Genomic DNA, 25,484 nt, shown 5'->3' with positions numbered 1-25,484 from the left:
AGCTGACCGATTTTTAATATTCGATCTTTACAATGCCTCCCTTTTTCCAGGCTTTTGTAGTTGCGAAGCCAATCTGTGTTGATTTTGTGCCGTCGTATACGGTGACGTCCGGTTTAACGCCTTTCTGGACACAGTTGATGAATTCTGCCATTTCCAGCTGATAAGACTCTGCAAATCTCTCCGGAAAACCGCTGACACATTCTTTCACAGCCCCGTTTTTATCATAGATCATACACAGATTTTTTTCCGGTACCGGACTGATCCTTAAAGAGCCTTCGGTGCCGACAATCTCTGTCTCAACGTGATATCCATGTGCCGCAGTACGTCCGACGTGCACAAATCCCAGTGCACCGTTTTCGCATTTATACATTGCCGCACCGGTCTCGTCATCTCCCGCTTCCTTAAACTCCGGATGTTTGAATGTGGCTCCTGCCGCATATACTTCCACGGGATCGGATTCCAGGAACCAGCGCATCAGATCGATGTCATGGATCGCCATATCAATGAAGATCCCCCCGCTGGTCGCTGCAAATTTAATGGCTCCTTCTACCAGAGCTTCCGGATCGATTCCTGCCGCTTTCACCATATATGGTGTACCGATGGCCCCTTCTTTGATCTTTTCCTTTGCATACGCATAAGACGGATCATAGCGGCGCATGAACCCAAGGAAAAATGTCAGTTCCGGATGGCGTTCCACAGCAGCCTCAGCTGTCCTGCACTCCTCAACCGTTAACCCCAGCGGCTTGTCGGAAAAAACATGCTTTCCCGCATCCAAAGCGGCTTCGATCTGCCAGCAGTGCTCTCCGCTCGTCGTCACTATGGCAACTGCATCGATATCTGCTTTTTTCAGCATTTCACGGTAATCTGCATAGACTTCTCTCCTTTTTATGGTGTTTCGTCTGCCAAAGACTTTCCGATGTGATATCCTATGATCTGTGCCTTTGGTTTTATTTTACCTTCCGGTATCCGAAGTCGTATCCATGGATTTTTTAGATTTGATATTATATTTTTGTAACGCATTCCGGCTGCCATATAATATATGAAAGTAAAGGACCTTTGGTCTGCCAAAGGTCCTCAGCTGTATGTACTTTTTTTATTTTTGTGGTTTTATTTTTAGATCTACTTTAATGATTTTTTGTTCCGGCTGCTTTTTGCCTTCTTTTTGGTTTACGATATAGCGTACCGTCTCATAGCCGATTTCATAGCCCGGCTGATAAGCCAAAGCCCCGATTCTTCCCTTCTTAACCGCATCGAGCGCATCCTCCTGGGCATCCACTGTGGCAATCAGCACCGGACGGTCTTCCATGTACTCCATGATTCCAAGTGCGGTCACGGCGCTCGTAGCAAAAATCCCATTCAACTCCGGATGTTCTCTCATAAGCCTTGAGATTTCTTTCTCCGGCATCCGCAGATTGCTGTATCCGCTCTCGGTAAAGGCAATCTTTATGTCTGTATTTTTCTCTATATAATCCTTAAAGCCTTTCATCCTTGAGGCATGGGAACTCTGTTTCAGGTTTCCGGATATAATTCCTGCAACCCCTTTCTTTTTCATCTGGCCCGCCATATATTCAGCCAGGTCTCTCCCTACTTTTTCATTGTCTATTCCAATATAGGGAACTCCTCTCTCAAGAATCTTTGTGTCAAAGGATACAACCTGTATTCCTTTTTCTTCCGCCTTCTTTAAGTAGTCCTTTGCATTGTGGGAATTGATCGGAGATACTGCCAGGGCATCAATATCTTTTTTCAGAAGGCTGCCGATCATCTGCTGCTGGGTTTTCTCATCTGTCTCCGTATCCGGAGACAGAATAATGACCGATGCTCCCAGATCTGAAGCCGCTTTTTCCATGCCGGAACAGACTGACATCCAATATTCACTGTTCCGTGATTTTGTCACGACGCCGATCACATACTTGGGGTTCTCAGCCTCGGCAGATTCATGCTTTTGGCAGGCAAACAGACTTCCCGCGAGCAAAGCACACAAAAGAACCTCATACAGAGACTTTATCCTGCTATGTTTTTTACTCTTCTTCATCCAAATCCACCTCTCAGGAATTCTGGGCTTGAATTTTTTCTGCCAGGTCGTTCAAGTAAACCCACCGCTCCATCTTTCCGTTCAGCTGTTCTTCCAGTTTTGACTTTTCTTCTGTCAGTTCTGCAAGCTTCGTATACTGGCTGGCGTTTTCCTCCATCTGCTGTCCCACAGATGCAATTTTTTCTTCCAGCCGTTCAATGTCCTCATCTATGGTTTCATATTCTCTCTGTTCTTTATATGAAAATCTCAGTCTGGTATCTTTCTGTTTCCATGATTTCTTATCTGTTTTTTCCTTCGGCTTTGTCTGCTCCGCCGGTTTTACTGCTCTCAGGTAGTCTGTATACCCGCCCTCATACTGCTTTATTTCACCGCCGCCCTCAAATGCAAAAATCCTGCCGGCGATGCGGTCCAGAAAATAGCGGTCATGGGACACAGTCAGAACAATCCCCTGAAAAGAATCCAGGTAATCCTCAAGGACTCTCAATGTCGCTATGTCCAGGTCGTTGGTGGGCTCATCGAGCACCAGCACATTCGGTGCATCCATCAGAACTTTGAGCAGATAGAGCCTCCTCTTTTCTCCTCCCGAAAGTTTGGACAGAGGTGTGTACTGCATGGAAGGCGTGAATAAAAAGCGTTCTAGCATCTGAGACGCGCTGATCTTCCCGCCGGGTGTCTGAATATAATCAGCCACATCCCGGATATAGTCGATAACCCGGATGTCATCCTCCATGTCTTCATTTTCCTGTGCAAAATATCCGATCTTTACCGTGTCTCCGGTCACAACTTCTCCGGAATCAGGGACCAGACGCCCTGTGATGATTTTCATCAGTGTGGATTTGCCGCAGCCATTCGGCCCGATAATCCCCAGCCGGTCATCCCTTAAAATAATATAGGTAAAGTCTTTTATGAGCTTTTTCTCTCCGTATGCCTTGGAAATCCGATGAAGTTCAATGGTCTTCTTGCCGAGTCTCGTTCCGACGGAATCCATCTCTACATTCCGGGCTTCCCCGGGGCCTTCCATGTTTTTCAGCTGTTCATACCGGTCAAGCCTTGCCTTCTGTTTGGTCCCTCTGCCCTGAGGTCCCCGCTTCACCCATTCCAGCTCCGTCCTCAGAAGACTCCGGCGTTTGCGCTCCGCGGCCAGCTCCATCTCTTCTCTCTGTGTCTTTAAAGCCAAAAAGCCTGAATAGTTGGAGTCATAGGTGTACAGTTTTCCCTTGTCAATCTCTGCGATCTTATTGGTTACACGGTCCAGAAAATAACGGTCGTGGGTCACCATGATCAGGACTCCTTTAAACCGTTTCAGATAATCTTCCAGCCACAGGGCCATATCGTTGTCTATATGGTTGGTTGGCTCGTCCAGAATCAGTACATCTGCCGGGTCCACAAGAGTCCGGGCCAGCGCCACTCTTTTTTTCTGCCCGCCGGACAGGTGATCTACAGTCTCCTCAAAATCACAGATCCCAAGCTTTGTAAGGATCGCCTTGGCCTCGCTCACCGGCTCACCCCCGTCCGGATCATGTTTCCCTTCCGTCACATAGGACAGCACCTTTGCCCCGTCCGGAAACTCCGGGTTCTGTGGGAGGAAAGCCGTTCGGATACCTCTGCCGAAGATCACCTCTCCCTCGTCAGCCGTTTCCATTCCTGCAATGATCTTTAATAAAGTTGATTTCCCTGTCCCGTTGACGCCCAGCACTCCGATCTTATCTCCCTGATGCACTCCTAAAGAGACGTCATCAAATATGGTCTTATCTCCAAAAATCTTACTTATATGTTCTATGTTTAATATATTCATGGTTCCACCTTTTCTTCATTGACTATCTGTTTTTTAGTTTAATTGCTGTCTTTCATATTGTCAAACGAAATCCCCGGGGCAGACCCACAGAAAAACGGATGGCCGGTTTACGTTCCGTCCATCCGTTTTTATTCGTTCATTTCTTAGTCTCTAGCGTGCTTTATCCACGGCTTCCTTTAATTCTTCTTTAGGCACAGCTCCTACAACCTTTGCTGCCACCTGGCCGTTCTTAAAGACCAGGAAAGTAGGTACTGACATTACGCCGTACTGCCCTGCGATATCACTGTTCTCATCGATATCCAGCTTTCCGACTTTAACGCTTCCCTCGTACTCCTTTGCCAGTTCTTCCACAACCGGCCCCATCATCCTGCACGGTCCGCACCACGTTGCAAACATATCGACAAGTACCGGCTGCTCTGAGTCTAACACTTCTGCCTGGAAATTTTCCTTCGTAAACGTATACTCCATATTCATTCTCCTTATCTTGACCGGCATAAACAATCTTTTGCTTCTTCCAGCGATGCCAGCAGGCGGCAGAACCATTTCCTGTGCTTTGGATGCTGGTAGAAGAATTGATTTACCTTTACTAGACACTTTTTCTGTTTCATAATTATCTTACCACTTTTTTATTATAGTATGCAACACGGATAAAAATATTAACGGCAGGCTGTGAAACGGCAGATCGGCTTGCCTTTTTCAGAAAATTTTGTCTCATATTCTGTCATGACATTGTCTTTGGCAAACTCACTGTGATGCAGATCGAACGTGCAGTCAAGGAGCTTCCATCCGGCTTCCTCTGTCTGTTCCATGGAAAAGTCGAACAGCCCCCGGTTATCCGTTTTGAAAATAACCTGCCCGTCCTTCGCAAGGATGTGGTCATACCTCTCATAAAATCTCGTAGACGTAAGCCTCCGCTTTGCGTGACGTTCTTTCGGCCACGGATCGGAGAAATTCAGATAGATCCGGTCGATCTCTCCCTCGGCAAATACATCCTGAAGATTCTCCGCGTCCATGCGGATCAGTCTCAAGTTATTCCCCTCAAACTCTTCCGTTTTTTCTACCGCTCTCACGAGAACACTGGAAAACTTTTCGATCCCGATATAGTTGATTTCGGGATTCTTTTCCGCCAATGTCAAAAGAAATTTTCCTTTCCCCATACCGATCTCTATATGAACCGGCCTGTCATTGCCAAACAGTTCCCTCCACTTGCCTTTCCATTCTTCCGGTTGATTGACTGAAAACGGACTGGCCGCTATCATGTCCGCCGCTCCCGGCACATTCCTTAAACGCATTGTATCTTCCTCGCCTTCTCTGTATTCATGTTTCTAAAACATTTTAAAAGCTTTCCGCCCCGTTGTCAATTTCCTTTGCATTCTGTCTCCGCTGCGTATATAATGAGGAAAAAGGAGGAACGCACTATGGAAATAGAACGCAAGTTTATTGTTACCGACCCGCCGAAAGACCTTGATTCCTATCCCCACTCCGAAATCGAGCAGGGATATCTGTGCATGGAACCGGTGATCCGGATCCGCAGACTCGACCATGATTACATCCTGACCTATAAGTCTAAAGGTCTGATGAAACGGGCCGAGCATGAATTTCCTCTGACGAAGCAGGCTTATGAGCACCTGAAAAGCAAGATCGACGGTATTCTCATCTATAAGACACGCTACCAGATTCCTGACTCAGACTCTCTCACCATCGAACTGGATGTATTCCACGGTGACCACGAAGGTCTCATGATGGCTGAAGTTGAATTTGCGTCCGAAGAAGCCGCTCTGGATTACGAGGGGCCTGAGTGGTTTGAAGACGAAGTAACTTTAGATCCCCGGTATCAGAATAACAACTTGGCAAACAGATGAACCTTCTCAGTATGACAGACCCATCCAGTATCACTGCCGGTCCAAGCCTTTGATATATTCTCTTCATATCTTTACAGCCCCTTTCCATAAAACCGAAAAAACATATTTCTGAACGCGGCTCTCATGGCTGCCCGTCCAGAAATATGTTCTGTCTACATCCTTTTTGATAATTCTTCTCTTACCAGAGCTCTCCTTAAAGACATTTCCGCCCTGGTGAGGTCTGTATCACTCTTGTGTTTCAGGCGTTCCTGGGCACGTCTCTTGGCACGCTCCACCCGCTCTAAGTCAATCTCACCCGGCCATTCCGCAACCTCTGCTAAAATGTTGACAGCCTCCTTGGTGATCTCCACAAATCCTTTCATCAGAGCCGCCTGTTTCTTCGTTCCGTCTGCCTCCGTGATGGTCAGGATGCCGGGAGCTATAATCATTGTCATTGGGATATGTTTCGGATAGATTCCCACATCCCCTTCTGTGGTCGTAAACTCAGCCATCCGGACCACTCCCGCATAAAAAGAGCGGTCCGGAGTGGTCACTTCCAGTTTCATCAGATTTTCAGCCATAGGATCACCTGCCTACTTTGCTTTCGCACGTTCCACAACCTCATCAATACTTCCCGCATTCAGGAACATTCCCTCCGGAATGTCATCATGCCTGCCGTCTAATATTTCTTTGAAGCCCTGGATCGTATCATTTAAGGTTACATATTTTCCAACCGTACCCGTAAACTGTTCTGCCACGAAGAACGGCTGGGACAGGAACCGCTGAATCTTTCTTGCCCGGTCTACGATCAGCTTTTCTTCATCAGAAAGCTCATCCATACCGAGGATTGCGATGATATCCTGGAGCTCTTTGTATCTCTGAAGGATCTCCTGCACCCCTCTGGCCACCTGATAGTGTTCTTCCCCGACGATCTTCGGGTCCAGAATCCTGGATGTGGACTCCAGAGGGTCCACTGCCGGGTAAATTCCCTGTTCCACGATGGCACGGGAAAGTACGGTTGTGGCATCCAGATGGGCAAAGGTTGTCGCCGGAGCCGGGTCGGTCAAGTCATCGGCCGGCACATAGACTGCCTGTACGGATGTGATAGAACCGTCTTTGGTCGAAGTGATCCGCTCCTGGAGAGCGCCCATCTCTGTCTGGAGAGTCGGCTGATATCCAACCGCACTCGGCATACGCCCAAGAAGTGCTGACACCTCGGAGCCTGCCTGGGTGAAACGGAAAATATTGTCGATAAATAAAAGGACATCTTTTCCACCCTCGTCACGGAAGTTTTCTGCGATAGTCAATCCTGTAAGGCCGACCCGCATACGCGCTCCCGGCGGCTCATTCATCTGTCCGAATACCATGGCAGTTTTGTCGATGACTCCTGACTCACTCATTTCATGGTAAAGGTCGTTGCCCTCTCTTGTACGTTCTCCGACTCCGGTGAAAACAGAATATCCGCCGTGCTCTGTCGCAATGTTTCGGATCAATTCCTGAATCAGGACCGTCTTTCCTACGCCGGCACCGCCGAACAGTCCGATCTTTCCGCCTTTCTGGTACGGGCATAAAAGGTCTACGACCTTGATGCCTGTCTCCAGGACCTCAGTCTCTGTAGACTGGTCCTTGAAAGCCGGCGCCTTTCTGTGGATCGGCTGTCGTTTTGCATTCTCAGGGGCCGGTTTATTGTCAATAGGATCTCCAAGGACATTAAACATTCTTCCCAGGGTCTGCTCTCCTACCGGAACAGAGATCGGCCCGCCTGTGCAGACCGCCTCCATCCCTCGAACCAGACCGTCTGTCGGTCCCATCGCAATACATCTCACGGTGTCATCGCCCAGATGCTGGGAAACCTCTACAACCAGCTTCCCGCCCTGCTTTGTCATAATATCAATAGCGTCATTGATCTCCGGCAGATGCCCGTCACTGAACTTGATATCTAAAACCGCACCAATAATCTGGGTGATCTTCCCTGTATGATTATCTGCCATTTAATAATTCCTCCTACTTCTATTCCAGCGCCTCCGCTCCTGAAATGATTTCTGTCAATTCCTGCGTGATAGCGCCCTGTCTTGCCCGGTTATAGGCAAGGCTTAAGTTGTCAATTAATTCTTCGGCATTGGTCGTTGCCGAATCCATGGCCTGCATCCTGGCACCGTTTTCGCTGGCAACCGATGTAACAAGCGCACCGAAGATCAGACTGCAGACGTACTTGGGAATCAGCATGGATAAAGCTTCTTCCGGTTCCGGCTCATAGTTCATGAGTGTTTTGGAGTCTTCCCCTTCCTTTTCCTTTGGATCGATCTCCACAGGAAGCAGTTTGATCATCGTGGGCTCATGAACTACCGTATTTTTAAAATTGGTATATGCCAGATATATCTCACCGATTTCACCGTCCTCAAAGGCCTTGAGGACACGGTTTCCCAGATCAACGGCGTCTTCATACTCCGGTTCGTCGATCATTTCAGAGTCATCGGAGACGATATGATATCCCCTGTTTGCCAGACTGTCCATAGCCTTATGTCCGACTCCGTAGATCATCACATCTTCCCTGTTGAGTCCGCTGTCACGGATCATCTTGACAATATTGTTATTGTACCCTCCGGCCAGTCCCCGGTTGGAGGAAACAGCGATCACTGCTTTCTTTTCCGAACCATTGGACTTTAAATACGGGTGGTCGATATTATCTGACTGGGCCAGGATCGAAGATACGGTCCGGTACATCTTGTTGAAGTAAGTCCTGGATTCCTCGGCCCTCACCCTTGCTCTCTGAAGCTTTACCGTTGAGACAAGCTTCATCGCCTTTGTAATCTGTCCGGTGCTCTCGATACTGGCTTTTCTTCTTTTTATATCAACAATTGATGCCATAAAAGCTCACCTCTTTACTTTGCTTCAAACTGCTGCCTGCACTCTTTGATCGCAGTGATCAGCATGTCTTCCGCTTCTTTTCCAAGCTCCTTTGTCTCCCGGATCAAACGGAACACATCCGGATACTTGGTGTCGATCAATTCAAACAGCTCCTTCTGGAAGTCCAGGATATCTTCAACCTTAATCTCCAAAAGATATTTTCTGGTAGCCGCATAGATAATAACCACCTGCTGTTCTACCGGAAGCGGCTGATACTGAGGCTGCTTGAGCACTTCCTTGATCCTCTCACCCTGTGCCAGACGTTCTTTGGTGTCATCATCGAGTTCTGAACCGAACTGTGCAAAGGCAGCGAGCTCCCTGTACTGTGCAAGGTCTGTACGGATCGGGCCTGCAATCTTTTTCATCGCTTTAATCTGTGCCGCACCGCCTACCCTGGATACAGAAAGCCCCGCATTGATCGCAGGACGGAATCCCGCATTGAACATCTCGGTCTCCAGGTAAATCTGTCCGTCCGTGATGGAAATAACGTTGGTCGGAATATAGGCAGATACATCTCCTGCCTGGGTCTCAATGAGTGGAAGGGCTGTCAGAGAACCTCCTCCCAGTTCATCGGATAACTTGGCTGCCCGTTCCAGAAGCCTTGAGTGAAGATAAAAGACGTCTCCCGGATAAGCCTCCCGTCCCGGCGGTCTCCGAAGCAGCAGGGACAGGGTACGGTATGCGGTGGCATGCTTGCTCAAGTCATCATAGATGACAAGAACATCTTCCCCTTTCTCCATCCACTCTTCCCCGATGGCACATCCTGCGTATGGGGCGATATACTGGAGTGGTGCCAGCTCACTTGCGGTGGATGCCACCACTGTGGTGTAATCCATGGCTCCGTACTCTTCCAGTGTCTTTACGATATTGGCTACGGTCGATGACTTCTGTCCGATGGCTACATAAATACAGTGAACCCCCTCACCTTTCTGATTAATAATTGTATCAACCGCGATGGCAGTCTTTCCGGTCTGCCGATCGCCGATGATCAGCTCCCTCTGCCCGCGTCCGATCGGCACCATAGCATCGATCGCTTTGATTCCTGTCTGAAGCGGAGTATCTACGGATTTTCTTGAGATAACTCCTGATGCAACTCTTTCTATTGGACGGTACTTTTCTGTCTCGATCGGACCTTTTCCGTCAATCGGCTGTCCCAGAGAATTCACAACACGTCCGGTCATCGCGTCACCTACCGGCACTTCCACGACTCTTCCGGTCGTCTTTACGACATCCCCTTCACTGATGTTTTTCTGATCTCCCAGCAGTACGGCTCCGACGTTGTCTTCCTCAAGGTTCAGCACCATTCCGTATACTTCCCCCGGGAATTCTAAAAGTTCTCCCTGCATGGCCTCATCAAGACCATGGATTCTTGCAATTCCGTCGGCTACCTGAATCACGGTTCCAATATCAGAGGTTTCAAGCTTGGTAGAGTATTGTTTGATCTGCTCTTTAATGACAGAACTGATCTCTTCTGGCCTTAAATTCATTTTGCTTTTTTGCCTCCTTGCCTATAATCACAACTGTATTTTTGACAGACTCTTTCCCATGGTCTGAAGCTTCGTCCTTATGGAACTGTCGATGACCCTGTCGTCGAGCCGCAGCACCAGCCCTCCGATCAGCCCCTCGTCTATCTCATAGTCCACTTCAAACTCCCTGTAATCTGTCAGTTCTTTCATTCGATCCACAATGTCCTTTTTCTGCCCTTCGGACAGTTCAAAAGCGGAGGCAACCTGAAGGCTCCCTATCCCCTCTTTCTTCTTCATCCGGCCGATCATATAGTCGAGAACAGACATTATGTCACGGTATCGGTCTTTTTTCACAATGACCAACAAAAAGCCCATCATGTCCTCAGAAATCCTGCCTTTAAATGCTGTCTCCAGGATCCGCATTTTTTCTTCTTTTACGATCTTGGGGTGGGAAAGCATCTGATTCAGCTCCCCGCTCTCCAAAAACACCCGGCGCACATTAAGGACTTCTTCTTTGACAGAGTCAAGATTTCCTTTCTCCTCTGCCAGCGAAAGATAGGCATCTCCATATGTTTTGCTGACTAGCTTCGCCATGTCTGATCACCCATCTCCTTTAAGGTCTCTTCCACAAGGGCATCCTGCTTTGCCGGATCGATCTTGTCTGTGATGATCTTGCCTGCCATAGCCACTGCCACCTGGATCATTTCCTGTTTCACCTGATCCCGGACCTTTTTCTTTTCCAGCTCGATCTCATTTTCCGCCCGCTCTGTGATCCTCAGTGCTTCCTGTCTGGCTCCCGAAACGATCTCCTCTTCCCTTTTCAGGGCTTTCTTTCTGGCCTGGCTTAAAATCTCATCGGCTTCTTTTTCTATATCCCTGATCTTTTCTTCATACTCAGCTTTCAGTCTGGCCGCCTCTTCTTTGTCGGCCGCCGCAGTATCCAGATCATGTGCGATTTTATTTTTACGGTCATTTAAAAGCTTCCTGACCGGTTCAAACAATACATAAGATAAAAAAGCAAACATGATAAAAACCGCGATTGCCTGGCATAAAACGTCAAATCCAAGCTGGATATCAAGTCCAAAGATTCTGTCCACGTTCTGTCCTCCTTTCCCTGAATTCTCTCCGGTTTGTCATTTCCCGACGGCTTCTGCCGCCGTTTTATTTCCCGGATTATAATTTAGCGAATAACGGATTAGCGTATAACAGAATCAGGCCGATAACCAAACCATAAAGACCTGTGGTCTCTGCAACTGCCTGTCCAAGAAGCATCGTAGACATGATGTCTCCCTTGGCGCCCGGATTGCGTCCTACGGCTGCCGCACCCTGTCCTGCTGCGTATCCCTGTCCCACACCAGGTCCGATACCTGCGATCAGCGCAAGGCCCGCTCCGATTGCTGAACAACCTAATACAAATGCTTCACTTGAAATATTCATAAGAAAATCCTCCTAAAAATAAAATTATTCTTTTTATTGCTCTTGATAGTTTCTTCCGGTTTACGCGTTCCTCTTGTCTGCGATAAATGTCATGGTCAGCATGGCAAAGACAAAGGTCTGGATCGCACCGGAAAACAAGTCAAAATATACATGCAGAAATGCCGGAAGTCCCAGCTTCGCAAAGATCGGAAGCAGGCCGTACCACAGCGAAAGCATGATGGTCCCTGCCATGATGTTTCCGAACAGACGCAGCGACAGCGACACCGGAGTTGCAAACTCACCGATGACATTGACCGGAAACAGCACCGGAATCGGCTGAAACAGGTCCGTAAACATGCGGAACTTCCTCGTCTTAAATGCGCTGTACTGGATCATCACAAAGGTGATCAGTGCCAGAGACAAAGTAGTCCCATAATCGGCCGTCGGCGCCCGGAGCCCAAAAAGCCCCGATGTGTTGGCAATAAAGATGAAAAACATGATGCTTCCGATATAGTTGGCAAACGGCTTCCAGTGTTTTCCCATGGTGCTCTTCACCAGCTTATCCAGCATTTCCACCACCAGTTCCACTGCATTGGCAAGACCGCTGGGCTTTTCATAATCTTTCATGATACTCCGCCTCGCGATCAGGGCCAGCGCCATGATAAAGAGCATGACGATCAGTGTTGTCACATGTGTGGTGGTGATCCATACCTTATGCCCGAAAAAATTCAATGGTATCAGCCCGTGCACCATGAAGTCCACATCATTTCCCGATGCGGCAGCCAACATGGGGGCCTGAATCATTCCCATAGCATTCCCTCCTTTTTAATCCATTCTACTTTTTACTTCTTCGTTCCTGCCGGATCGTTTTTCCGATACACGGCGGTGGATCAATGGCTGCAGATATGCCGCTATCTTAATCCCCAAAACTCCAAGTATGATCCCTGAAAATGTCAGCATATGGATCTTAATCCCAACGGCTGCCGCAAGGACAGTCAGGAACTTGCGGACCAGAGTCCGCCTTACCATATACTTATTTGCAGATTCAGGATCCAGATCCAGTGCAGTATCAATGGTCAGATACATATTCAGGATCAGACAGGCTGCAAGAAACAGCCCCGCAAGGATCCCTCCCAGAAAATACAGAGATCCCCCTGATGTGACCATGCCGGCTGCACCGGCCGCCGCACCGTAGATCCCCAATCCGGCCAGCAATTCCAAGAGGACAGGATTGATCTCTTTAAGCTCTTCTATTATCATCACCCTCCTCGTCTTCACTGACATTCCTTATGAGTTTCCAGGCACCGCTTAGTCCTCCTCCAATGCCCAGAATCAATAACGGGATAAAAAAATGGGTAGAAAACTTTCGGTCCAGCCAAAGGCCTAAAAACATGCACAGAAATGTCGATGTCAGAATCGTGATTCCCAGCTGTGTTATCAAAGATAATGAGCGGACAATGTCCTTATTGATCTTCATAAAGACCTCCTTGAAAAAGTTTCTATCCACACTTTGTAATTATATCATCCAAAACATATTATGGCTAGGAAAAAAGCTTCGTACAGTAGCTATTATTTCCATATTTATCTGGTATTTATTCTCTTTCTTGTTTTCTGAACAAAAAAGCATACGGCACAGAAGCCGCGCGTGCTGTCCATGCCGTATAATATCTCCTGAAAATTTAATCCTCGATCATATTGATCCTGCGGATATGACGCTCATCGTTAGAAAACTTTGTCTCCAAAAATGTGTCCACGATATCCAGTGCCAGGCCTTCTCCGGTAACTCTTGCCCCCAGCGCCAGAATGTTGGCGTTGTTATGTTCTCTTGTGGCTCTTGCGCTGAATGTATCTGCGCACAGCGCTGCCCGGATGCCTTTGATCTTATTGGCAGTGATGGAAATGCCGATGCCTGTTCCGCAGATCAGAATCCCCTGTTTCACTTCGTCCTTCAGTATACCCTCAGCCACTGCTTTCGCGTATACCGGGTAATCACAAGATTCCTCTGAGTAGCATCCGTAGTCTTTTACCGCGTGCCCCTTTTCCTCCAGGTGCTTAATAACCGCCTGTTTCAGCGCATACCCGCCGTGGTCGCATCCAATACCTATCATTTCATTTCCTCCTAACTTATGGTTCCAGATTTTATGGATTAATTGTGTAATCTGTACAAAGCAATGTTCATAGTCTTCGTCATCCATCCCGTAAGGATCAATGACCGCCCCCTCATGGTTGGCATACTCGTTGATGGTGGCCACTTCCTTATATCCATGATAGTCTTCCAGTACTTTTTCCTTCTGCTTATCATTCATAGTGAGAATCAGATCACTGGTCTCCACATCTTCCTGCGTAAGCTGGGATGCTTTGAAATCTACGATCTCAATCCCGCTCTTCCTGACCAGATCTGCTGCTTTTGTGTGTACCGGCTCCGGAAATAATACGACAAGTCCCTTGGACTCCACCTGGATGTCTCTTCTGTGGGCGTCTTTTAAATATTTCCGCAGCACCGATTCCGCAATAAAACTGCGGCAGGTGTTGTTCGTACTTACAAATATAATTTTTTTCAAACTAATCTCCTTTTAAACACGGATCACCTGATGTCCCGCTGCTTTAGCCAGACGGTTCATCACCGCTTCTTCATACTCTTCACCTTCAAATCCTTCTGAAAAGATCACGTCCACGTCTATGTGGTCAAACTCTCTCAGCACGTCATAGAGGTTTGCCGTCACTGTCTCCATATGGCTGCGGCTTCCCACAGAGATCACCTCATCTGCATCGTAATCGCCCATTGTCTCTTCAGTGGCGATAACTCCGGTCTTCATGCCCTGCTCCCGGCAGTCATGGACCCTTTTGGTGATCTCCTTTACAACTTTCTCTATGTCCTCCCCAAGGATAAGAATCAGCTGAGCTTTCGGCGCATAATGCTTGTACTTCATTCCGGGTGCCTTGGGTACTGTATCCTCTTTGACTGACGGAGTGCTCATCAGCACCTCTGTCAAAAGAGTCTTCTCGAGTTCATCTTTTGTAATCTTTCCCGGCCTTAAAATGACCGGTACTTCTCCGGTAAAATCAACGATCGTCGATTCGACACCGACCTCTACTTTCCCACCGTCCAATACCATCGGGATCTTCCCGTCCAGGTCTTCTACCACATGTTCCGCCTTTGTCGGACTGGGCCTTCCCGAAGTGTTGGCGCTGGGCGCGGCCACAGGAACACCCGTCTCTCTCAGCAGGGCCAATGCCGCAGGATGACTGGGCATCCGGACGGCTACGGAATCGAGTCCCCCGGTAACCCGGTACGGAACCCTGTCGCTTTTGGGCAGGATCACGGTCAGCGGACCCGGCCAGAAAACTTCCATCGCTTTTTTGGCCGGCCCCGGTACGCAGGATGCGATCTCATCGATCATCTCCATGCTCCCGATATGAAGGATGAGAGGATTGTCAGACGGTCTCCCTTTTGCCTCGTAGATTTTGGAAGCAGCCTCTTCCATCCAGCCACTGCCTCCAAGTCCATAGACTGTCTCCGTGGGAAAAGCTACCAGCTTCCCCTCCCGAAGAAGCCCGGCAGCTTCCCGGATCGCTTCCTTATTGTCCTTGTTCTCAACGTTTCTCACAATTGTCTTCATAAAACCCATCCTTCTTCTGAGAAAAACCCATTAATAATTATTATAACAAACTTTTGCTGAAAAATAAAGCAAGGAGTTTTCCGCCATAAATCATAAACCTGCTGCTTGGCTGAATATAATACTTTAATTATCACAAAGAGGTTTGATATATGGTTCAAATATTTTCTCTGATCAGCCGTCTGAATAATGCATTCAATTCCTTTATCTGGGGAACTCCTATGCTGGCCTGTTTTTTAGGTGTCGGTCTGATGTTTACGCTTAGAACAAAATGCTTCCAGTTAAGACATTTTCGATTGTGGATTTCTTCCACGCTCTTGTCCTCTTTGAAAAAATCCGAGGTAAGAAAAACAAAAGATTCCGCTTCTATCTCGCAGTTTCAGTCTCTCTGCACTGCCCTGGCCGGGACCCTGGGAACCGGAAATATCGCCGGGGTTGCCACTGCCATCACTGCCGGAGGGCCCGGAGCCATCTTCTGGATGTGGATTTCTTCCATCCTGGGAATGATGACACATTATGCGGAAATCACACTCGGAATGAAATACCGTTACCGGGACAAAAACGGGAAATGGGCCGGAGGTGCCATGGTCTATATGGAACGGGGTCTCGGCGCAAAATGGCTGGCCGCTCTGTTTGCAGCATTCTGCCTTCTCGCTTCTCTCGGGATCGGAAACATGACACAGGCAAACTCTATGGCATCCGCACTCTCTTCTGCTTTTTCAATCTCCCCAGTAATCACAGGTCTTGTCACCCTGTTCATGGTAGGTTTTGTCATAATGGGAGGAATCAAACGGATCGCCGGCGTGACAGAAAAAATCATCCCGGTAATGGCTGCTTTATTCACACTGGGCTGTATTGTTATTATTTTTGTCCACATAGACCGGCTTCCATCTACCATCCATTCGATCCTTCACGGTGCTTTCTCACCAAAAGCCGCCGGAGGAGGCGTCCTTGGCTACGGGATCACCATTGCCATGAAAAAGGGAATCTCCCGCGGAGTCTTTTCCAATGAGGCAGGATTGGGAAGTTCCGTCACCGTACATACAAATTCCGATGCAAAAGAACCCGTAGTCCAGGGCATGTGGGGTATCTTTGAAGTATTTACCGACACCGTTGTGATGTGTACGATCACAGCCCTTACCATCCTCACTTCCGGCGTCTATGACGAGGGAACTTATCTAAAAGCCATGGCTCTGGACGCGGCCCAGGGCACTACAATCCATTTTGATTCACTGCCCAATGGAGTCCCCCTGACCAGCGCTGCCTTCTCCACAGTCTTCGGCTCCTGGGGCTCTGCCTTCGTATCCATCGCCATCGTATTCTTCGCATTTGCCACCCTCATCGGCTGGTCCTTTTACGGCGAGACGGCGGCTGCCTATTTATTTGGAAAAAAAGCCGTCACAAATTATAAACTTGTCTTTCTTTATTTTATATTTTTAGGCTCCATCCTGCACCTGTCCTTTGTCTGGAACCTCTCGGATACCTTTAACGGCTTGATGGCCATACCGAATCTGATCTCCATCACACTGCTGTCGGACCAAGTCGTAAAAATGACCAACGAATACCTGGGACGTTCCGATTTTAAACGATAGTTTTTACCACTATTGGAGGAACGCATTTTAAAACGTGACAGAAATAATGGTAAAAAAACTCATTCATATATCAGGCCTTTTTCTGAATATAATATTACAAAAGTCCTGAGGTCTCCAAATGAAATATCGCAAACAACTTTTAGGGGGTGCAATCTTTTGTATCATCGTCCTGCTCTATATTTCCTCGATCACCCTTCCCATCTTTGTAAACCAGACGATTGGGAAACAGAATGTCATCATCATCGATCCCGGACACGGCGGCAATGATCCCGGCAAAGTCGGCAGCGGAGATGTGCTGGAAAAAGACATCAATCTGGCCATATCAAAAAAATTAAAAACGATCCTGGAGAAAAAAAAATTCAAGGTAAAAATGACCAGGGACGGCGACTACAATCTGGCCACCAGCACGACCAATGTAAAAGTTTCCGATCTCTCCAACAGGAAGCAGATCATCTTTGATGCCGAGCCGGTCCTTGTGGTGAGTGTTCATCAGAACAGCTATCCCAGCGGTGAAGTGCACGGTGCACAGGTATTTTACTATCAGGGTTCTCAAAAAGGAAAACAGCTTGCCGACTGCGTGCAAAGTTCTCTGGTGGAAAATCTGGATCCAGACAACCACAGAGTGGCAAAAGCAAACAGCGATTACTTCCTTCTTCGGGATAATCCTTATGTGACTGTCATCGCAGAGTGCGGTTTTTTAAGCAATGAAGAAGAAAAGCAGAAACTTGAGGATAAAGCCTATCAGGAAAAAGCAGCACAGGCCATCTATAAGGGAATTCAATCCTATTTAAGCCAAGAGAAATAATCCCTTGGCTTAATTGAGATACTACTGGTATAGATGACGCATTGTTTAATGATTGGTTACTTTTTGATAGTAGACGGCACAGATCTCCCCTTTCTCATCATCAATGAAGTCTTTCATGTAGGAATCATCTTCCTCAAGCATAAGATCCATTTGTTCCTGATTGCTGTTGTCTACGGGTATTCCATCGACCTGGACTGCCAATCCAAGTTCTAAATAATCCAATAAATCACTGCGATGTCCCATGATAATCTCCATTCTGAAATGTTTGTGAAATGAGCCAGAAAAGTGCTATGATATATAAATTTAAGACACTGCCGAAAAGGCAGTGAAGATGCGGCGCCTCAGCGCAGGAAAGAGCTCTTTTCCATATGCTGTAAGTTTATAATATCAAATTCTGTAAATAATTTCAAGTATTTCTGTATATTTTTGTAAGTTGTTCAGAAACACTTTACACATATGCATTCAGATACTATACTATAATATAAAGTAAGGGAGTGATGACTATGAAGATAGAACGAATTAGTGACAATCAAATCCGATGTACTTTGAATAAAGCTGACCTTGCTGGAAAAGAGACACTGCTCAATGAACTGGCATTTGGTTCCGATAAGGCCAAAGGACTGTTCCGCGAACTGATGAAGAAAGCTTCTCAGGAATTAGGTTTTGAGACCAATAACATTCCTCTTATGGTAGAAGCGATCCCGGTCTCCCAGGAATGTCTGATCCTCGTCGTCACGAAAGTGGAAGACGCCGATCAGTTTAACGACCGTTACGAGAAATTAGTCAACTCAAAGCTTTCATCCGGCAATATGAATCTGGAAGATTCCGACGGAGTTCTCAATTTCCTTGACGATGCTTCTGACAGCGATCTGTCCGAACTGGCTGATGCAGTGCACCTGGCCATAATGGATTCCAATTGTGACGTATACTGCTTTTCTTCTCTGGAAGAAGTAGCTAATGCAGCAAAACTGGTGCTTAGCTTTCCGCATGAAAGCCGCTTATATAAAGATACCGAAAATAATTGTTATTATCTCTGCCTGTCTGCCGAGGACAACAAGTATGATTTTACGAAAGTCCGCAGCAGACTTTCAGAGTACAGCAAACGTATCCCAAATACTTATGCGACTAAGGCTTTATTTAATGAACATTTTCAAACCATCCTTTCTGAGGATGCGATCCGGCAGATAGCCGAATTTTAACTTAACATAACGAATAAAAAGGAATCCGCATCGTGTAATGCGGATTTCTTTTTTGTTTTTTGTTCTAAAAAAAAGACACAAAAAGAACTCTCCCATAATTTTCACATAAAAATACTATCAAATCCAAAAATAGTACAGGTTTTGGTTATATCTTTGTCCTGATATGATTAACTCATAGAGAAATCAAACAAGTTCAATATAAGAAAGGAAGTTTTTATTATGGTAAATGTAGGTATTATCGGGGCAGGAAGAATCGGAAGAGTACATGTAGAAAGCATCTGTACACAGGTTGGCAACGCAAAGGTTAAATCACTTGCAGATCCTTTTATGACAGAGGAAACAGCAGTATGGGCAAAAGAGATGGGCGTTGAAAAAACAACCAAGGATTACAAAGATATCTTGAATGATTCTGAAATTGATGCAGTGCTGATCTGTTCTTCCACAGATACACATTCTCCGATCTCCGTGGAAGCTATCAAGGCAGGAAAACATGTCTTCTGTGAAAAACCGATCGATCATGACGTAAAGAAGATTCAGGAAGTAATTGATGCTTTAAAAAACAGCAGTGTGAAATACCAGGTTGGCTTCAACCGCCGGTTTGACCACAACTTTGAAGCGGTCAGAGATGCAGTTGCTGCCGGAAAGATCGGTGAGACACAGATCATTAAAGTGACATCCAGAGATCCGGAACCGCCGAGTGCAGAATATGTAAAGGTATCCGGAGGAATGTTCTTAGACATGACAATCCATGACTTTGACATGGTACGTTTCCTCGCAGGATGCGATGCGGAAGAAGTTTACGTCGAGGCAGCTGTCCTGGTAGATCCGGCCATCGGCGAAGCAGGAGATGTAGACACCGCAGTCATTACCTTAAAAATGAAAAACGGTGCGATCGCAGTCATCGACAACTCCAGAAAAGCAGTTTACGGCTATGATCAGAGAGCTGAAGTATTCGGCTCAAAAGGAATGGTCGCAACAGCGAATGACTCCGCATCTTCAGCGGTCATCAGCAATGCAGAAGGAGTAACCGGAGAAAAACCTCTTTACTTCTTCCTGGAGCGCTACATGGCAGCTTACGCAAAAGAAATCAAATGCTTTATCGATGCCATCGAAAAAGACACAGAAACACCACTCGGAGTTATGGACGGACTTGAGCCGGTACTCATGGGGCTTGCGGCTAAAAAGTCACTGGAAGAACACCGCCCTGTAAAAATTTCTGAAATCACGGTATAAATAGGAATTTTTTCGATATACCAGATGAAATAAGGAGAAAAATAAATGGAAAAAAACTATGTCAAGGGCCACAAATTAAGCTGGGGAACCCGGATCTCTTATGCCGGCGGCGACGTGGCATGTAACGTGATCTTTGGAATGATCGGTACATTACTCACACTTTTTTATACGGATTATGTTGGGATCAATCCGGCTACTGTCGGACTGGTTATGCTTCTTTCCCGGCTGTTTGACGGGGTATCTGACCTGGTCATGGGTATTATCGTAGAGCGCACAAACTCAAAATGGGGAAAGTCAAGGCCGTGGATTCTTTGGATGAGCATACCATATGCGCTCTCCGCCGTCCTTCTTTTCACCGTGCCTCACACGACCGGAATCGTTCAGGCAGTTTACCTGTTTGTTACATATAACTTCTGTACCACAATCTGTTATACAGCCATCAATCTTCCTTACGGAAGTCTCTCTGCCATGATGACGAGAATTTCTTCCGAGAGGGATATGTTGAGTATTGTGAGGATGGGACTATCTCCAATCGGACGTATCGTAGCCGTAACTTTTACTCTCCCATTAGTAAAGCTTTTCGGAGACGATCAGGCCGCGTGGGTAAAGACCATGTCCATCTGGGCAGTTCTTGCATTGATACTGCTCATCAACTGTTTTCTGAAATGTAAAGAAACCGTTGTCATTGCGGCAAAAGAAAAAGTGAAAAGCGTTCCTCTGAAAGAAGGCCTGAAAGCCCTTGTAACAAACCAGTATTTCTGGGCAGTACTTGTGCTCTGGATGCTTCAGAGTGTATCCTTCGGTATCTCAGGGACAATTCTTCCTTACTATTGTAAATATATTTTCCACAATGATACCTGGATGTACAGTGCATTGTTTATGACAGAGACTCTGACTTTAGTAGGCTGTATCTTTGCATGCGCCCCGCTGATCGGGAAATTCGGCAAGAGAAATGTTGCATTTGCCGGAGCATTTATCGCACTGGCAGGACAGCTTCTGTTTTTCCTGAATCCGTACAGTTTTCCATGGATAGTCATGAGCTGTGTAACCCGCGCTATAGGCCTGGCCCCATTGAACGCAGCTGTATTTGGAATGGTCGGTGACGTAGTGGAATTCGGACAGTGGAAAACCCATGTCCGCCAGGAAAGTCTGATCTTCGCAGGCGGTTCCATCGGAACAAAGGTAGGCGCAGGTGTGGCATCCGCCGCCATGACCGGACTGCTCTCTCTGTCAGGCTATGTCAGTTCTGCTGCCGGTTCCGTGACACAGCCAGGTTCCGCACTGAATATGATCATCAACATTTACAAGATCGGCCCGGTACTCGTCGCAGCCCTTGCAGTCGTTACGCTTGCATTTTACAAGTTGGATAAACGATATGATTCTATTATGAAAGAATTGCTTGATCGTGAGGCCAGAGGAGAATTATAGACGAAAAGTTTCATAAAAAAGCACTATTCTTTGAAAGTGTATTCCCGTATTGGCGAATTACAAAGAATAGTGCTTTCTTTTATGAAGTTTTAATTTTATAAACTATGAAAGCTTTAAGGTTTATTTTTTACTCTCTGTAATAATTACTTAATCTCCATACTTTATTTTTTCTGACAAACACTGCCGTGGCCGGATTTGCTTTCCCTGATCCCTCAGGAATAAAAACAAGAAAATAACAAGTTTCTTGTCACGGTTATCTCTTATGCCGATGACAAAGAAGCCCCTATTTGCCTTTATAAGCTTACTTTGTTACCCTCACCTTAATTCTATAAGACTTTCCGGAAGTTCTGAGTTTCACTGTAATAGTGGCTTTCCCTTTTTTCAGCGCCTTGATATTTCCGTACTTACTTACCTTGACAACTTTCTTATTTGAAGAAGTAAATTTTAAAATAGAATAATCTAAATAGCCCTGTTTCTTCTTTTTAGAGACATAGATCCTCGTATAAATTTTTTTCTTCTTTCCCTTTTTTAATTTTATGTTCTTTTTTAAAGTTGTAATTTTTGTGATTTTGGAAGCTCTATATTTTACTTTTTTGTCTTTCCCCTTTCTTGGAATTTTCACCGCTGCGATTGCTCTGTACTCATATCCCCCAAGTTCCAATTTATTTTTCTTTAAATACGATGGTTTTTTTAATTTCGCAGGACATCCTTCAAATGCACATGTCTCTATAAATGTAACACTGTCCGGAATTGTGATTTTCTTTAGTAATTTACAGTTCCTAAACGCCCAAAATCTAATATTTTTTAACTTGGATGGAAGTTTTATGCTGGTAAGAGCCGTACATTCACGAAAAGCCTCATCATCTATATATTTTAAACCTTTACTCAAATTTACTGCTTTAAGTTTTTTACATTTATAAAAGGCCCTTTCTCCAATTCTTTGAATATTCTTGCCCATTTCGATTGTTTTAATATTACTTTCTGCTGCAAAATCATCTGGAATAGCATCCATTAATTTATTGCAAACAATTTTTTCTAAACTTGAGTTATTTGCAAAGGCATCTGATTGTATTTCTTTTACTGTTGACGGAATCGAATAGTTCTTGTTTGTCTTTGCTCTTGGATAACAGACCAACTCACGTTTGTTTTTATCAAATAGAACTCCATCTGAAGAAGTATAATATGGATTCTCTTTTACTGCTTTTAACTCCTCTAAATGATTGATCTCTTTAAAATATCTGCCATACACATCTTTTATATTTTTTGATAATGTTATACTTTTCACCAAATCATTGTTTTTAAATAAGTCTTCTGAAATAGTCGTTACTTTTATATTATTAATTTGACTTGGCAAGACAACATTCACTTCTTTTCCACTATATCCCGTAATATAAATGTACTTTTCTTTACTACCATTTGTCTGGATCTGATATGTATAATCTCCATACCTTAATTGAGCCGCTTTTACAGTAACTATTGGTGTATAAGAAAGCATTGAAAATAATAACACCAGGCTCATGAAAATACTATAAAACTTTTTTCTAATCATTATATATTCCTCCACATTCTTAAAATTTTTTGTTTAGTTTGTTTAAAAAGCACTTTTATTAATTGAGTATATGCATGCAGGGTCTGCCTTACTCTTATCACAAATACCGAAATAGACCAGATTCCCTTTTAACTGGATGCCTTCTGATTCTGTGCTTTTCCCAAAATTCCCATGTGAAATAGTTGCCAGATAAGAATATTTATAGTTAGCTCCACTTCCCGTCATCTTTGCAATTCTAGGTGTCTCCCCAACATTTCCTCCAATAACGTAAATAGAAGTTGCATCAGAAAATTCTAAACCTTGGCATGATCCATTTGGTAATACTCTATTACTGCCTGTTTGGCGAAAAGAACCATAACATGCTGCTTTAATGCTGGCATCTGTACACGGAACATATTTAGATGCTTCTTTTTCCTTCTTATCCAAGGCAGCATTGAGTTTTGCCGTGTTATAGTAACTATATTGAATTTCACCTTTAGACTTCTCCTGTACCCAAAACAATAATTTGGTTTTGTCACTAGATAAAGCAGCGTCTACTCGCTTCACTGAACCAAAAGACTTACCAGATTTATTTGCATAACTTAAGTGAGAAAAACGGCATATAGATGTATAGTCTATTGTTTGTCCCGCTTTATACTCCAATCTTCCAATTTGTGTGCCCCAATAATTGTCATATGCTGTATTTCCTTTGCAAGTCACCCAAAAATAAGGTTTACTTTTATGCTCAAACCACTCCAAAGTCTGCCCATGACCAAAATTTTTTAAAGTCATATAGTCTTTACGTGTAGCTAAATTTCCATTTATCGTACACCTAGATAACAATGAATTGGCCCCTACTCTTTGTATAACATAAATATAAGTAGATCCTATATAAGTCTTCTGTATGGCATTTTTAGATGGTAAATTTTGAATTTTGTAACGTAACGTTGCTGTCGCTTTTACATTATGATTGGCGGACGCTTTTGCAGCATAAGTCTCAACTTGCTGTTCAGGATGCTCCTCTAAATACTTTCTATATTCCTCCGGAGTATCAAAATCATCTTCTTCCATAATTCCTGGCACTCCATCATCAACATGTGTATCAAGATCTTCATTTGTATCTGCAGTTTCTGTATTTTTTGACTCATTCGCTGCCTGACTTGGCATTACATAACAAACAGTAAGCACTATTGCCATCGCCAAACAGAGCATAATTTTTCTCAATTTTGTATATCCCATATAGCTTCCTTCTCCTAATCTTCCTGTATTTCCTTATTGTCCTCTATTGTTTTAAATGTTAGCATATTATTATATCCATGCTGTACGGTTATCTGCATTTGCAGATAAGGTTGGTCGCCTTGTATTGCATGGATTTTTTATCGTTCATAAATACCACCCTCTTTTTATAATTCATATAGTTTTTCATGCTTATTTAGTGTTCTTTCCTATAATTCATCCAGTTCATCTAGTACATTCATCAGATGCTCCCCGCTCTCTTCAGAAATCTCACCATCTACCAGTGTTTTAATCAGGCCATGTTTTGATCCATCATACCAAAAATCAACCATCCGTTCTGTCTGTTCTTGCTTATGTTCTTCTTCGCTGATGAACGGTTTCATAATTAAATTCCTTCCCTTCTTCCCGACTTCTATATATCCTTTTCCTTCTATCGTTGTCAGGTAAGTGTGTATCGTAGATCGTTTTATTTCCCAGTCAAACCTTTCTTTAAGTTCTTGCTGGAGATCTTATAATGTCATTCCCCCGGGATTAGCCCATATACATTTCATGATCCATATTTCTCTGCTCGTTAAATCTCTTTCTATCATTAAAACATTTCTCCACAATATATTTATTTTCTTCAACTTCTAATCGACTGTTTTTACTATTGTATCATGAAATATTCATTTTTTCAAGTAATTGGATTTTAATAAGAAAAATACAAAAAACCGATCCTGCAATATTCCGCAAGACCGGTTTCTCCTTAACACATTCTGATTATTTTGTACTGTTTTCAAATGCCTTCATAATAAGCACCGCCACATAGGCCCCCGGATCCTCGAGGCTTCTGGAAGCCTCTCCCCTAGTAGCAGCCCGTCCATGGACGGCAATCATGGTGGTTGTATTTTTAAATCCATCCTCCGCTGCTTTTACAGCTCCCGCGGCCATCTCTTCCAAAGAGCTGCCTTCTGCCGCCGCAGCATTCAGGCTTTCCACCGCAGGGTGAATACCGTCTATAAACGTCTTTTCTCCCACTTTGGCTTTTCCGCGGTTTGCAACACCTGCTTCATAGGCCTCAAAAATCTTTGCCACATCGGCATTTTCAAGCGTTTCCGTACCCTTCAGGACTTTGCCCGCCTGCATCAGGCCGGACGCCATCAGTGTACCCATCGTAGACGGCACGGCAGATGCCATGGCCTTTCCGGCCTGGTATAAAAGCTTTCCGGCATCTGTAACGGACCCATCCGCAGCTTTCTCATAGGCAGCCTTGAATCCATCTCCCATCGTAAGTCCCAGGTCACCGTCTCCCACAATGCTGTCCATCTCAATCAGGTGATCCCTGTTTTCTGCCATGATGTCACTGATTTCTTTCAAAAGCCTGATTAAATAACTGTTATCCATTCCTAA

At 45.2% G+C, this 25,484-nt stretch carries 30 protein-coding genes; 6 read left to right on the top strand and 24 right to left on the bottom strand.

Annotated elements, in window-relative coordinates; genetic code table 11:
• Positions 1 to 13: 13 nt before the first annotated feature.
• From P8F77_RS01940 to trmB, 7 genes are all read right to left on the bottom strand, one after another.
• Positions 14 to 853, bottom strand: a complete 840-nt coding sequence (locus P8F77_RS01940) for a Gfo/Idh/MocA family oxidoreductase (protein WP_024728727.1) — start codon at positions 851 to 853, stop codon at positions 14 to 16.
• Positions 854 to 885: 32 nt separating this feature from the next.
• Positions 886 to 1,032: a hypothetical protein gene (locus P8F77_RS01935; RefSeq protein ID WP_347256250.1), complete on the bottom strand. Its 147-nt coding sequence runs from the start codon at positions 1,030 to 1,032 to the stop codon at positions 886 to 888.
• A gap of 61 nt (positions 1,033 to 1,093) precedes the next feature.
• On the bottom strand, positions 1,094 to 2,032 hold the full coding sequence (locus P8F77_RS01930; RefSeq protein ID WP_024728728.1) for a substrate-binding domain-containing protein: 939 nt from the start codon (positions 2,030 to 2,032) through the stop codon (positions 1,094 to 1,096).
• 13 nt (positions 2,033 to 2,045) lie between these two features.
• On the bottom strand, positions 2,046 to 3,827 hold the full coding sequence (locus P8F77_RS01925) for an ABC-F family ATP-binding cassette domain-containing protein (RefSeq protein ID WP_148459685.1): 1,782 nt from the start codon (positions 3,825 to 3,827) through the stop codon (positions 2,046 to 2,048).
• 150 nt (positions 3,828 to 3,977) lie between these two features.
• Positions 3,978 to 4,295 (bottom strand): thioredoxin, encoded by a 318-nt coding sequence (gene trxA / locus P8F77_RS01920; protein ID WP_024728730.1) that lies wholly within the window; start codon positions 4,293 to 4,295, stop codon positions 3,978 to 3,980.
• An 11-nt stretch (positions 4,296 to 4,306) separates the two neighbouring features.
• Positions 4,307 to 4,435 (bottom strand): hypothetical protein, encoded by a 129-nt coding sequence (locus P8F77_RS01915; protein ID WP_268876118.1) that lies wholly within the window; start codon positions 4,433 to 4,435, stop codon positions 4,307 to 4,309.
• A 48-nt stretch (positions 4,436 to 4,483) separates the two neighbouring features.
• Positions 4,484 to 5,119 (bottom strand): tRNA (guanosine(46)-N7)-methyltransferase TrmB, encoded by a 636-nt coding sequence (gene trmB, locus P8F77_RS01910; protein ID WP_270430916.1) that lies wholly within the window; start codon positions 5,117 to 5,119, stop codon positions 4,484 to 4,486.
• Positions 5,120 to 5,245: 126 nt separating this feature from the next.
• On the opposite strand from trmB, the gene P8F77_RS01905 reads away from it, so the two are divergent.
• The gene (locus P8F77_RS01905) at positions 5,246 to 5,689 is read left to right on the top strand and encodes a CYTH domain-containing protein (protein ID WP_024728732.1); all 444 of its coding nucleotides are present in this window, start codon (positions 5,246 to 5,248) and stop codon (positions 5,687 to 5,689) included.
• A 152-nt stretch (positions 5,690 to 5,841) separates the two neighbouring features.
• Here P8F77_RS01905 and atpC read toward each other — a convergent pair whose 3' ends face one another.
• From atpC to P8F77_RS01845, 12 genes are all read right to left on the bottom strand, one after another.
• Positions 5,842 to 6,249, bottom strand: coding sequence for an ATP synthase F1 subunit epsilon (gene atpC, locus P8F77_RS01900; RefSeq protein ID WP_024728733.1), 408 nt, complete (start codon positions 6,247 to 6,249; stop codon positions 5,842 to 5,844).
• A gap of 12 nt (positions 6,250 to 6,261) precedes the next feature.
• Positions 6,262 to 7,659 (bottom strand): F0F1 ATP synthase subunit beta, encoded by a 1,398-nt coding sequence (atpD, locus tag P8F77_RS01895; RefSeq protein WP_024728734.1) that lies wholly within the window; start codon positions 7,657 to 7,659, stop codon positions 6,262 to 6,264.
• A 19-nt stretch (positions 7,660 to 7,678) separates the two neighbouring features.
• Positions 7,679 to 8,536, bottom strand: coding sequence for an ATP synthase F1 subunit gamma (gene atpG, locus P8F77_RS01890; protein WP_287519450.1), 858 nt, complete (start codon positions 8,534 to 8,536; stop codon positions 7,679 to 7,681).
• A gap of 14 nt (positions 8,537 to 8,550) precedes the next feature.
• Positions 8,551 to 10,062 carry a F0F1 ATP synthase subunit alpha gene (atpA, locus tag P8F77_RS01885; RefSeq protein WP_270430919.1) on the bottom strand — a complete coding sequence of 504 codons (1,512 nt, stop codon included), beginning with the start codon at positions 10,060 to 10,062 and terminating at the stop codon, positions 8,551 to 8,553.
• 27 nt (positions 10,063 to 10,089) lie between these two features.
• Positions 10,090 to 10,635, bottom strand: coding sequence for an ATP synthase F1 subunit delta (atpH, locus tag P8F77_RS01880; RefSeq protein ID WP_024728737.1), 546 nt, complete (start codon positions 10,633 to 10,635; stop codon positions 10,090 to 10,092).
• The gene (gene atpF, locus P8F77_RS01875) at positions 10,623 to 11,138 is read right to left on the bottom strand and encodes a F0F1 ATP synthase subunit B (RefSeq protein ID WP_024728738.1); all 516 of its coding nucleotides are present in this window, start codon (positions 11,136 to 11,138) and stop codon (positions 10,623 to 10,625) included. The genes atpH and atpF overlap by 13 nt, the downstream gene beginning before the upstream one ends.
• A gap of 76 nt (positions 11,139 to 11,214) precedes the next feature.
• Positions 11,215 to 11,478 carry an ATP synthase F0 subunit C gene (gene atpE, locus P8F77_RS01870; protein WP_006567604.1) on the bottom strand — a complete coding sequence of 88 codons (264 nt, stop codon included), beginning with the start codon at positions 11,476 to 11,478 and terminating at the stop codon, positions 11,215 to 11,217.
• Between the two features lie 60 nt (positions 11,479 to 11,538).
• Positions 11,539 to 12,267: a F0F1 ATP synthase subunit A gene (gene atpB / locus P8F77_RS01865; RefSeq protein ID WP_024728740.1), complete on the bottom strand. Its 729-nt coding sequence runs from the start codon at positions 12,265 to 12,267 to the stop codon at positions 11,539 to 11,541.
• A gap of 15 nt (positions 12,268 to 12,282) precedes the next feature.
• Complete coding sequence (locus P8F77_RS01860) at positions 12,283 to 12,717, bottom strand: hypothetical protein (RefSeq protein ID WP_024728741.1); 435 nt, start codon at positions 12,715 to 12,717, stop codon at positions 12,283 to 12,285.
• A complete protein-coding gene (locus P8F77_RS01855) occupies positions 12,698 to 12,934 on the bottom strand; it encodes an AtpZ/AtpI family protein (protein ID WP_024728742.1) in 237 nt (78 codons plus the stop codon). Before P8F77_RS01855 ends, P8F77_RS01860 begins: the two co-directional genes overlap by 20 nt.
• 202 nt (positions 12,935 to 13,136) lie before the next feature.
• On the bottom strand, positions 13,137 to 14,018 hold the full coding sequence (gene rpiB / locus P8F77_RS01850) for a ribose 5-phosphate isomerase B (RefSeq protein WP_081723900.1): 882 nt from the start codon (positions 14,016 to 14,018) through the stop codon (positions 13,137 to 13,139).
• A gap of 12 nt (positions 14,019 to 14,030) precedes the next feature.
• Positions 14,031 to 15,086, bottom strand: a complete 1,056-nt coding sequence (locus tag P8F77_RS01845) for an L-threonylcarbamoyladenylate synthase (protein ID WP_081723901.1) — start codon at positions 15,084 to 15,086, stop codon at positions 14,031 to 14,033.
• Between the two features lie 140 nt (positions 15,087 to 15,226).
• Here P8F77_RS01845 and P8F77_RS01840 point away from each other — a divergent pair, with 140 nt between their 5' ends.
• A complete protein-coding gene (locus P8F77_RS01840) occupies positions 15,227 to 16,666 on the top strand; it encodes a sodium:alanine symporter family protein (RefSeq protein WP_270430930.1) in 1,440 nt (479 codons plus the stop codon).
• A gap of 118 nt (positions 16,667 to 16,784) precedes the next feature.
• Positions 16,785 to 17,471 (top strand): N-acetylmuramoyl-L-alanine amidase, encoded by a 687-nt coding sequence (locus P8F77_RS01835; protein ID WP_024728746.1) that lies wholly within the window; start codon positions 16,785 to 16,787, stop codon positions 17,469 to 17,471.
• A gap of 45 nt (positions 17,472 to 17,516) precedes the next feature.
• On the opposite strand, the gene P8F77_RS01830 is transcribed toward P8F77_RS01835, so the two are convergent.
• On the bottom strand, positions 17,517 to 17,714 hold the full coding sequence (locus P8F77_RS01830; RefSeq protein ID WP_022261266.1) for a hypothetical protein: 198 nt from the start codon (positions 17,712 to 17,714) through the stop codon (positions 17,517 to 17,519).
• A 260-nt stretch (positions 17,715 to 17,974) separates the two neighbouring features.
• On the opposite strand from P8F77_RS01830, the gene P8F77_RS01825 reads away from it, so the two are divergent.
• The 3 genes from P8F77_RS01825 (at position 17,975) to P8F77_RS01815 (ending at position 21,331) form a co-directional block, all read left to right on the top strand.
• Positions 17,975 to 18,670 (top strand): adaptor protein MecA, encoded by a 696-nt coding sequence (locus P8F77_RS01825; RefSeq protein ID WP_235824607.1) that lies wholly within the window; start codon positions 17,975 to 17,977, stop codon positions 18,668 to 18,670.
• Between the two features lie 219 nt (positions 18,671 to 18,889).
• Positions 18,890 to 19,903, top strand: a complete 1,014-nt coding sequence (gene iolG / locus P8F77_RS01820; protein ID WP_024728748.1) for an inositol 2-dehydrogenase — start codon at positions 18,890 to 18,892, stop codon at positions 19,901 to 19,903.
• Positions 19,904 to 19,948: 45 nt separating this feature from the next.
• On the top strand, positions 19,949 to 21,331 hold the full coding sequence (locus P8F77_RS01815) for an MFS transporter (protein WP_024728749.1): 1,383 nt from the start codon (positions 19,949 to 19,951) through the stop codon (positions 21,329 to 21,331).
• Positions 21,332 to 21,632: 301 nt separating this feature from the next.
• Here P8F77_RS01815 and P8F77_RS01810 read toward each other — a convergent pair whose 3' ends face one another.
• The 4 genes from P8F77_RS01810 to P8F77_RS01795 all read right to left on the bottom strand — a co-directional run bounded on the left by P8F77_RS01810 (position 21,633) and on the right by P8F77_RS01795 (position 25,478).
• Positions 21,633 to 22,880 carry a leucine-rich repeat protein gene (locus tag P8F77_RS01810; RefSeq protein ID WP_287519440.1) on the bottom strand — a complete coding sequence of 416 codons (1,248 nt, stop codon included), beginning with the start codon at positions 22,878 to 22,880 and terminating at the stop codon, positions 21,633 to 21,635.
• 42 nt (positions 22,881 to 22,922) lie between these two features.
• A complete protein-coding gene (locus P8F77_RS01805) occupies positions 22,923 to 24,098 on the bottom strand; it encodes a helveticin J family class III bacteriocin (protein WP_287519438.1) in 1,176 nt (391 codons plus the stop codon).
• Between the two features lie 206 nt (positions 24,099 to 24,304).
• Positions 24,305 to 24,550 carry a BlaI/MecI/CopY family transcriptional regulator gene (locus tag P8F77_RS01800; RefSeq protein WP_347256434.1) on the bottom strand — a complete coding sequence of 82 codons (246 nt, stop codon included), beginning with the start codon at positions 24,548 to 24,550 and terminating at the stop codon, positions 24,305 to 24,307.
• A 304-nt stretch (positions 24,551 to 24,854) separates the two neighbouring features.
• A complete protein-coding gene (locus P8F77_RS01795) occupies positions 24,855 to 25,478 on the bottom strand; it encodes a DAK2 domain-containing protein (protein ID WP_287519436.1) in 624 nt (207 codons plus the stop codon).
• Positions 25,479 to 25,484: the final 6 nt, after the last annotated feature.

Source organism: Anaerostipes sp. PC18 (genome assembly GCF_039789045.1).
Classification (GTDB): Bacteria; Bacillota; Clostridia; order Lachnospirales; family Lachnospiraceae; genus Anaerostipes; species Anaerostipes hominis.
This window is presented reverse-complemented; position numbering and strand designations above follow the sequence as displayed.